At 57.3% G+C, this 8,784-nt stretch carries 8 protein-coding genes and 1 pseudogene; 5 read left to right on the forward strand and 4 right to left on the reverse strand.

What is annotated here, in order from left to right:
* The first annotated feature begins 2 nt into the window (after positions 1-2).
* From flhA to CBB63_RS04460, 3 genes are read left to right on the forward strand one after another with little or no spacing between them, the layout of a single operon-like run.
* The gene (gene flhA, locus CBB63_RS04450) at positions 3-2,093 is read left to right on the forward strand and encodes a flagellar biosynthesis protein FlhA (RefSeq protein WP_278425744.1); all 2,091 of its coding nucleotides are present in this window, start codon (positions 3-5) and stop codon (positions 2,091-2,093) included.
* A gap of 6 nt (positions 2,094-2,099) precedes the next feature.
* The gene (locus tag CBB63_RS04455; protein WP_005849041.1) at positions 2,100-2,855 is read left to right on the forward strand and encodes a flagellar biosynthetic protein FliR; all 756 of its coding nucleotides are present in this window, start codon (positions 2,100-2,102) and stop codon (positions 2,853-2,855) included.
* Positions 2,856-2,857: 2 nt separating this feature from the next.
* Positions 2,858-3,985 (forward strand): EscU/YscU/HrcU family type III secretion system export apparatus switch protein, encoded by a 1,128-nt coding sequence (locus CBB63_RS04460; RefSeq protein ID WP_005849043.1) that lies wholly within the window; start codon positions 2,858-2,860, stop codon positions 3,983-3,985.
* Here CBB63_RS04460 and CBB63_RS04465 read toward each other — a convergent pair.
* The 4 genes from CBB63_RS04465 to CBB63_RS04480 are packed head-to-tail and all read right to left on the reverse strand — an operon-like array spanning position 3,982 to position 6,607.
* A complete protein-coding gene (locus CBB63_RS04465; protein WP_005849044.1) occupies positions 3,982-4,644 on the reverse strand; it encodes a MotE family protein in 663 nt (220 codons plus the stop codon). The two genes, CBB63_RS04460 and CBB63_RS04465, sit on opposite strands and share 4 nt — an antisense overlap.
* Positions 4,645-4,647: 3 nt before the next feature.
* A complete protein-coding gene (locus CBB63_RS04470; RefSeq protein ID WP_005849045.1) occupies positions 4,648-5,022 on the reverse strand; it encodes a hypothetical protein in 375 nt (124 codons plus the stop codon).
* The gene (locus tag CBB63_RS04475; protein ID WP_009824339.1) at positions 5,003-5,959 is read right to left on the reverse strand and encodes a flagellar motor switch protein FliM; all 957 of its coding nucleotides are present in this window, start codon (positions 5,957-5,959) and stop codon (positions 5,003-5,005) included. Before CBB63_RS04475 ends, CBB63_RS04470 begins: the two co-directional genes overlap by 20 nt.
* A 9-nt stretch (positions 5,960-5,968) precedes the next feature.
* Positions 5,969-6,607 (reverse strand): flagellar basal body-associated FliL family protein, encoded by a 639-nt coding sequence (locus tag CBB63_RS04480; RefSeq protein WP_286698298.1) that lies wholly within the window; start codon positions 6,605-6,607, stop codon positions 5,969-5,971.
* A gap of 135 nt (positions 6,608-6,742) precedes the next feature.
* Here CBB63_RS04480 and fliF point away from each other — a divergent pair, with 135 nt between their 5' ends.
* Entirely contained in the window at positions 6,743-8,437 is a 1,695-nt protein-coding gene (fliF, locus tag CBB63_RS04485) for a flagellar basal-body MS-ring/collar protein FliF (protein ID WP_286698299.1), read from the forward strand.
* Positions 8,434-8,784 (forward strand): annotated as a pseudogene (locus tag CBB63_RS04490) (flagellar motor switch protein FliH); the annotation flags it as partial. The gene fliF and the pseudogene CBB63_RS04490, both read left to right, overlap by 4 nt.

An 8,784-nucleotide genomic window follows, 5' to 3' on the forward strand; every position in this document is an offset into this window, starting at 1 on the left:
GCGTGGCGACACCAGACACAAATCCGCAGCCCTTCAGCTTTGCCAAGCTGAGCGGTGCCAATCGCGACATCGGGTTCGCCGTGGGGATGGTTCTCATCCTGGCGATGTTGTTTATTCCGTTGCCTCCGTTCTTTCTGGATCTGGGTTTGGCGATTTCCCTCGCGTTGTCCGTTCTGATTCTCATGGTGGCCCTGTGGATCGGTACACCCTTGGAATTTAACTCCTTTCCGACGCTTTTGCTGGTCGTCACGATGCTGCGTCTGGCACTCAACGTATCCTCCACCAGATTAATTTTGAGTGAAGGTCATAACGGACCGGGCGCTGCGGGGAATGTCATCGAGGGATTTTCGCAGTTTATTCTGGGCGGCGACTTCATCATCGGCATTATTGTTTTCACAATTCTGGTGATCATTAACTTTATCGTCATCACTAAGGGCTCTACTCGAATCGCGGAGGTTGCGGCGCGATTCTCGCTGGATGCGATGCCGGGTAAACAAATGGCGATCGATGCTGACCTCGGCGCCGGTGCCATTACGGAGGAGGAGGCGAAACTACGGCGTAAAACGGTCGAGGAAGAAAGCTCGTTCTTCGGGGCGATGGACGGTGCGTCCAAGTTCGTCCGCGGTGATGCTGTTGCAGGATTGATCATCACGCTGATCAACGTTTTTGGCGGCATTATGATCGGTATGATCAGCCACGGACTGAGCGTGGGCGACGCGATGAGCCGCTATACAGTGCTAACGATCGGTGACGGTTTGGTCACGCAAATCCCGGCGTTGGTCGTGTCTCTTGCCGCTGGTTTGTTGGTGACCAAAGGCGGAACACTGGGTGCGGCGAACGAAGCCGTCTTGGGGCAGCTCAGCAATTTTCCCAAGGCTTTGTATGTCGCGGCGGGGCTGACATTCTGTATCGGTTGGCTGCCCGGCTTTCCGTTGATGATCTTTCTTGCGCTCTCTGCCGGGATGGCGGGCTTTGGCTATATCATGCAGAAGTCCTTTGTAGAGCGGGACAAAGCCGAGAAACTCGCCGCCGCGCGCGACGCGGCACCTGTTGAGAGTGCTGAAGACAAGCTGTCGGATATGCTGCGCGTTGATGATGTCCGGCTGGATCTCGGCTCTGGTCTCGTGCCGATGATTACCTCGGTCAATGCGGCGCTGCCGGGTAAGGTTAAAAGCCTGAGGTCGTTGTTTATAAAGGACTTCGGGTTTGTCTTGCCGTTGGTTCGGATCAAGGACGATGCGGAGCTTCCCGCCTATACCTACGCCATTTCCCTGCAAGGGGTGGAGGCCGCGCGTGGGGAAGTGGACCCGATGATGATGATGGTGATTAACCCGTCGGGGCAAGAAATCAACCTTCCCGGCAAACGCACGCGCGAACCGACCTTCGGGTTGGAAGCGATCTGGGTTGACGAAACGCGCGCATCCGAAGCAGAGCTCATGGGGATGACTGTCGTTGATCCGGAAAGCGTGATCACCACGCATCTGACCGAGGTGATCAAGGAGCATATGCCCGAGATCCTGACCTATGCCGCGACGCAGGAATTGATCGAGGGGCAGGGCAAGGAATATCAGAAACTGCTTTCAAGCGGCTCTGACAGCAGCTCGGCTGTTATGTTGCAGCATGTCTTGCAGGCGCTGCTAGCAGAGCGGGTGTCGATCCGAAATCTATCGATGATCATCGAAGCGGTCGCGGAGGCAAGCGCCACGTCCAAGAATATCCGCACAGTGATCGAGCACGCCCGTAGCAAACTGGCTAAACAAATTTGCCAATCCTTGAAGGATTCCCAAGGATATGTGCCGGTCATAAATCTGGGTGGAGATTGGGAGCGCGAGCTTGCGAGTTCGATCTCTAAAGCGAACGGGGAAGAAACCTTCCTGATGTCGCCGTCGCGGGTACAGGAGTTTGTTCTTGCAGTACGCAAGGAAATCCAGAAGTTTTCAAGCGCGGATGAATGGCCGGCCATTCTGGTCAGCCCGCAAGCGCGGCCCTACGTCCGGTCGATCCTCGAACGGGTGAGCCCCATGACCCAAGTGATTTCGCACAACGAAGTCCACCGCAAAGCGTCGCTACGTACTGTTGGCACCGTCGGTTAACCGATCGTGGCAATCGAACCCTTCATCTCGACGCTATTTTTCTCTTTTTTCGTGGTGTTTGCCCGCATTGGCACGGCGCTGATGTTTATGCCCGGGTTTGGGGAGGTGCAGATTCCGGTGCGCCCGCGGCTGTCCTTGGCGGTGCTGATCAGTCTTTCCCTGCTTCCGCTGACGCCCATTGCAAGCGCGCTGCCTGATAGCGCGGTGACCGCGGTGTTCCTGTTGGGCGCCGAGGTGCTGATCGGGCTGTGGATTGGTCTTTGCGCGCGTATCCTATTGTCAGCATTGCAGTTTGCGGGGTTCCAGGTGGGGCAGGTGTCTGGTTTGGCAAACGCTTTTGGCCCGTCGTTCGGGTCGTTTGAAGGCGCGACGATGGTGGCGACCTTGCTGCTGATGAGCGCGGTGACCATGATCTTTGTCACAGACACCCATCATCTGATCATCCGCGCATTGCTTGCCAGCTATCAGGTGTTCCCGCCCGGACAGTTCGTGCTCGCCGATCTTGCTGATCAAATACTGCGTGTCGCGAGTGCGAGCCTTTACATCGGGACGGCAATTGCGGCCCCTTTCTTTGTGATGGGTGTGATTTTGAACCTTGGCATGGGGTTGGCAAACCGGATGATGCCACAACTGCCCGTGTTTTTCGTGGCGGCATCGCTGTTGATCGGGGCAGGGCTGCTGATCCTTGCTATCGCCCTGCCGGCCATGCTTGATTACTTCCTAGTGCGATTCCAGGAGTGGATCATGGGCTTTAGGATCTAATCATGGCCGAGAATAGCGACAGCACGGAAAAGACCCTAGAGCCAACCGAAAAGAAGCTTAAGGACGCGCGCAAGAAAGGGGATGTCCCGTCTTCAAAGGAGACGGGAAACATGGTCGTTGTCGTGGCGATGTTGGGGATCGCCGCCTTGGTCTTGCCCTATCAGGCCCCGCAAATCGTCGTCGCGCTGTCGGTTCTGCTGGACCATTCCCCAAATCTGATGGTCGCCACGGGAGAGCCGGGGGTGATCCGGCTGGGGCAAATCATGAGCGAATTCTTCTATATGATCGTATGGGCAGTTCTTCCTATCTTTGGCGTTTTGTTTTTGGGCGGCGCGATTGGCGCTGTGATTCAGGGTGAAACCGTCGTCGCGGCAGAGCGTATCAAACCAAAGCTTTCCAAATTATCACCGCTGGAAGGGTTGAAGCGTCTTTTTTCGGCCAATGCGCTGGTCGAATTCGCGAAAAGTATCGTCAAAGTCTTGGCAATCGGTGGGCTTGCCGTGTGGTTCACGAATGAAGCGGTGCGGCGGATCTGGACCTCGTCGGGCTTTATCCCCGAGCATCTGCCCGGCTATCTGACCGCCGCTGCTGTTAAGCTGTTGATTGCGGCTGCAATTCTGCTTGTGCCAATCGCGATTGCCGACATTCTGTGGCGTCGTTTTGATTGGCGGCGCAAGCAAAGGATGAGCCAGAAAGACATCAAGGACGAACATAAGGAATCCGAAGGCTCCCCCGAAATCCGGCAGAAACGGGCGCGTCGCCGGCGTGAGCTGTCACAACAGCGTACAATCACTGCTGTGCCTTTGGCGGATGTCATTCTGACCAACCCAACCCACTATTCGATCGCGCTGAAATACGACCCGGCGCAGGATATGGCCCCGGTCTGTATCGCCAAAGGCGCAGATCATCTGGCGCGGCGCATCCGCGAAGTGGCTGCGGAGCACGATATTCCGATGATCGAGAATAAACCGTTAACGCGAATGCTGTATGACGAGATCGACGTCGATCAGGTCATTCCCGTCGCCCATTGGGAAATTGTCGCCGAGATCATCAGCTTCGTCTTTGACCTGCGCAACAATAAAAAGCGGGCGGCACCGCAGGGGTCTACCCTGCGGACCGATCCATATTAACGAAGCTTGATACCTGTAAGGTCTTGGTCCGCCGGAAGCTGCGAACGTTCCAGAATGATTTTGGAGACGGCGCGCGCCCGTACAGGCGGGATCTTTGCAAGGATAGGGGCGGCTGTTCTTGGCTTCATGGTGCCAAGGATCATAATCGTCGTCTCGATGTCCAGATCATCCATGATACGCGCCGCATCGGTCGGCTTCATATTCGTGTAAAGCTGGATCAGACGATCAAGGTCTTCGGTCTGCGCGGCATCAACGCGACCCAGCAGATCCTCGATAGAGGTCTTGAGCTCGGTCAGAGATGCTTTTTCGATGTTAAGCCGTTCGCGGGCCAGCGCAAACTCAGCACGTTGGTTTTCCAGCTCTTCCTGCTGCAACCGCACCAATTCGCGTTCTTTCGTGAGCGAGATCAAAACGTCTTCGGGCGCTTCGCAGCCGTTTGAAAGTTCGGGCAGGTTGCCCACCAGCGGCGGTGCATCCTGAACCGGTTGCAGGCCCGTTTCCTCTTTGGTTTCAGCGGCAAGAACGACCATCGGCTGCTGCGGCAGCGCACTATCCTTGAACAAGGGCAATTCAGGAAAGGATAGCGCGGCTTTGGCGCAGAGCGTCAGGGCCAGCCCCCCAAGGATAATTTTCCCGTTCAACATACCTGGTCCAAACATCTATCAGCCCTTTGCCGCAGAAGAATTTTCGAAAAACGCGCGCACCATCTCTTTTTTATCCCGTACCACGCGCACGCCATTGCGTTCTGCCGGCGCTTGCTTGGTCGCGCGGCGGCTGGCGAAAGAGGCGGCTGTTTCTTCGGGCGGGGGAGGCGCTTCGACGGGGGCCGGCGCACGTTGGGCAGTTTCGATGCTTTCGCGCATGTGGTGCACAGATTGTTCGGATTTATCGACCGCAGAGGAGAATTGTTCGACCAGCGGTTCAAGCTGTTTCAACGTCGCCGTCAACTTGCGCAATTTCATCGAAACCACGTAGCCATAGCCGATGCTGCCGATCAGCAATACGACGATCAGGCTGTCAATTATCGTTGCCATCATCTTCGTGGTCCTCCAGAATTTCCAGCTTTTCGGTAATTTGTACAGCCACATAGCCGTTGTTGCGTTTGCCCAACGACACGTTGAACATCGGGGTGTCGGCACAGGTCACAGTGGCATCGCGGCCTTCCTCGATGCCGAAATCAATGGTGTCGCCGGGCCGCCATGACATGATTTTTTGGAGCGGAAAGACGTTTTCGGACAGGACGACATCCAGATCGACGTTCGCCCGTTCGATCTGCGCCCCGATCAACCCGCGCCACTGGTCTTGCGACACCATACGGTCGCCGAAATAGACTTTACCCAAGTCGGGCAAGATCTGTTCAAGTGCGTCATAGGGGATGACAAGATCAAGGTTTCCGGTATTCCCTGCAAGGGTCAACGACAGCCGTAACCGCGCGCAAAGGCTTGTGTTTTTGGCAATCGCGGCACCTTCGGCCTCGGTTTCGATGCGATCGAGTTCGAGGTTCGCAGCCCCCACAACCGACAAAGACCGCTCCAACTCGGCAAAGACGGCAGAGGCGAGCCGTTCGCCAAAGCCAAGCTCGATCGCGGTAAAGGGATCGGTGTTGTCGAGATCGACGTTCTTGGCGTTCCCGCCCAGCATCAGTTCAACCGCGGTCATAAGCACCGTTTGATCCATCACCACAAGGATTTCACCGACAAAGGGGTGACCTGTGCCAACGGCCAGAAACGTAGGCTTGGGCAGCCCTTCGATCACTTTGCCCATGGGGATATAGTCAAGCGAGGCAAGTGAGGCTTCACACATGGCGCGCATCAGGTCGGGCAGGGCAACCGACAGGTTTTCGACCATGCGATCGCCAATGATGTCGAGCATGGGCAGGCGATCAAAGGTGAAATCCGACATGCGGATGATCTCGTCGATCAGGGTGCTGCCTGCTTCGTCGGGTCGCCGTGCTGTTGTGTCGCTCTCGCTCATCGCCGCCTCCTACTGCACGATCAGGTCTTTGATCAGGATTTCCTGCGGCAGATCGCTGCCCACGGCGGCGCGCGCCCGTTTCAGCAGTTCGGCCTTGATATAAAGAATGCCCGCCATGCCGCGCACGTCGTTTTCGGTCAGCCCACGCAGGTAGCCGTTGAAAAGATCGCGCATGAAGGGCTGGCGTTCGACCATCAGCTTGTCCGCGCCCGCATCGGGCCGGTAGGCGACCATCAGGTTCACCTTAAGAAACGCCGATGTCGGCGTGCCGTTCTGATCGAAACCTTGGATGTTGGTCAACATCTCGCCCAGATCGATCAGCCCTGTGCTTGCGGCCTTGGTATCGTCGGCATGGTCTTCGGCATCACCCTCGTCCTTGGCGTGATCGTCTTTACCATGATCTTCCGTGTCGGCGTGATCATCCTTGGTGTCCGTCTGATCGGCTTCTTCGCTTTTATACTCGGGCTCGAAGGCTTCGGCGTCTTTGACGTAGGCCGCACGGGCAAGGAAAAAGCCGCCGCCCAAGGATACCACGCACATGAGCGCGGCCGCGATCAGCATTTTGCGCGACCCGCGTGGCCGGTCCGCTGCGTCAGCAGAGGCGGCCTGCTTTGCCGCAGCTGGCTTTTTTTTCGCTTTCTCGGCCATGTGGAAACCTTAACTTGGTGTTAATGCCACATTCCCCTTTTAAGGGCAAAAACACAAGGTTAAAAATTGTTTAATACTTGCCTTGAGGCATGAATTGATCAATATATTCACAACAAATCGATGCTGAGGGGCCCCATGCAAGGATTAATCGACAATCTCAAGTCGCTCGGTAAAAACAAGCTCATGATGCTTGGTGGGGCGGGCATTGGTGTGGTGCTGTTGATGATTCTCGGCATTGGTGCCGTGACCCGTCCGGACTACGCGCCGCTCTATTCGAATCTGTCGATCACCTCCGCCAATTCGATCGAGGCGACGCTGGCAAACGCGGGCTTTAACGCGATGGTCTCTGAAGACGGCACCAGCATCTCGGTTCCCCGCGGGGACGCGGTGCGGGCGCGTATGGTTTTGGCGGAGACCGGCATGCCCATTGATGGGGATCCGGGATGGGAGCTGTTCGACGAAAGCAGCGGGCTGGCGATGAACTCCTTCCTGCAGAAGATCAATAAGATGCGCGCGATGGAGGGGGAGCTCGCCCGCTCCATCCAGACGCTTGACGGGATCTCGTCTGCGCGGGTTCATCTGGTGTTGCCCGACCGCGAGCCCTTCTCCCGCGATGCGCCAGCGCCGCGTGCCTCTATCATCCTGCGCCCCGAATCCGGCCGTGCGGTGACCCGCAAGCAGGCCGTGGCGGTCAGCAATCTGGTCGCCTCTGCCGTTGCTGATCTGGATATTTCGCGCGTCACCGTTCTGTCGGCCAGTGGCGAGACGATCCTGGCGGAAGGGCCGGACGGCAGCAGCCAAGGCGGCGTCCAATCCGCTAAAGCAGGCATTGAAGACCGCCTGTCGCAAGAGATACAGAACATCCTGACAGCGCGGGTCGGCGCGGGGAATGCGCGCGTCCATGTGAACGTCGAATTGACCACGCAGCGCGAAGTCATTGTCGAGCAGACATACGACCCCGACCAGCAGGTCGTGCGGTCAACCGAGACGAAGTCCGAAGACCAGACCGGCACGAAAGAGGCAGGCAACGTCGGTGTGGAAAACAACATCCCTGCCGCTTTGGCCGATGGCAATGGGGCAGGGACATCGACCCGTCGGTCCGAGGCCGACGAGATCGTGCAATATGAGATCGGCAACACGCGCCGCGAGATCGTGCGCGAAGCCGGCGACGTGCGGCGCATGTCCGTCGCGGTTCTGGTGAACGGGATCTACAACGTTGACGGGTCCGATGTGATCTACGCTGAACGCACGCCGGAAGAGCTGGCGCGGCTTGGGGAGCTGGTCAAAACTGCCGTCGGATTCGACACTACACGCGGGGATAGTGTCTCTGTCGATAGTATGCGGTTCATGGATTATTCGATGGATTTGGGCGATCCGATCGACAAATCTATCGGGGATGAGCTGACCGATAATGTCGTGTCTATTGTACGCGGTGTTCTGGCCCTGCTGGTTGTCGGCCTGATCCTTGTCTTTGGCGTGCGGCCCATGCTGCGCAAGTTCAGCGAAGGCGATCAGCTCAACAGCTACGAAGATCCCGCCCTGACCGCAGAAAAGACCGCCGAACCGGCGGCACTGACAGCGGAAGGCCAGCGCCCCAAGCTGCCTGGCACCACGCCAGCCGTCGCGGATATTGCCGAGGATGACGACCCGTTGACTGTCACGGATGACGATATCGAAGCTGCGGAAGTGGCTGAATACGTGCGCAAGGAAGGCATTCGCGGGAATCTGCACAAGAAAAAGATCGAGACGATCCAACAGCTTGCAGATGAGAAACCCCAAGAGGTTCTGCGCGTGATCCGGTCGTGGCTTCCTGCCGAGGCAGGCGCATGATCGATCTTTTCGCCCGAAACTTTGACAGCGACAATGCGCCCGCGGCGCCCGTCACTACAATCGACGAGGAAGAGCTGAACCTGCGTCTCGCTGAAGCGCGCAAGCAGGGCTTTGATGCCGGGCGCGCCGTCGGTCAGCAAGATGCAAAAGCGGAGTTCGACGCGCAAGAGGATGCACGACTAGAGGCAGAGAGCGCGGAAATCCGCGCCCAGCTTGACGCGTTGATCGCGCAAGATACGAGGCAATGCCGCGCAACAGAGACTGATATCGTGGAACTCTTCCTCGGCATCGGCGACCGGCTTGTACCAGAGTTGCTGCAAAACTACGGCGTCGATCTGGCCATTGGT

The sequence above is a fragment of the Sulfitobacter sp. TMED3 genome, from assembly GCF_002167505.1.
Taxonomy (GTDB): domain Bacteria; phylum Pseudomonadota; class Alphaproteobacteria; order Rhodobacterales; family Rhodobacteraceae; genus Sulfitobacter; species Sulfitobacter pontiacus.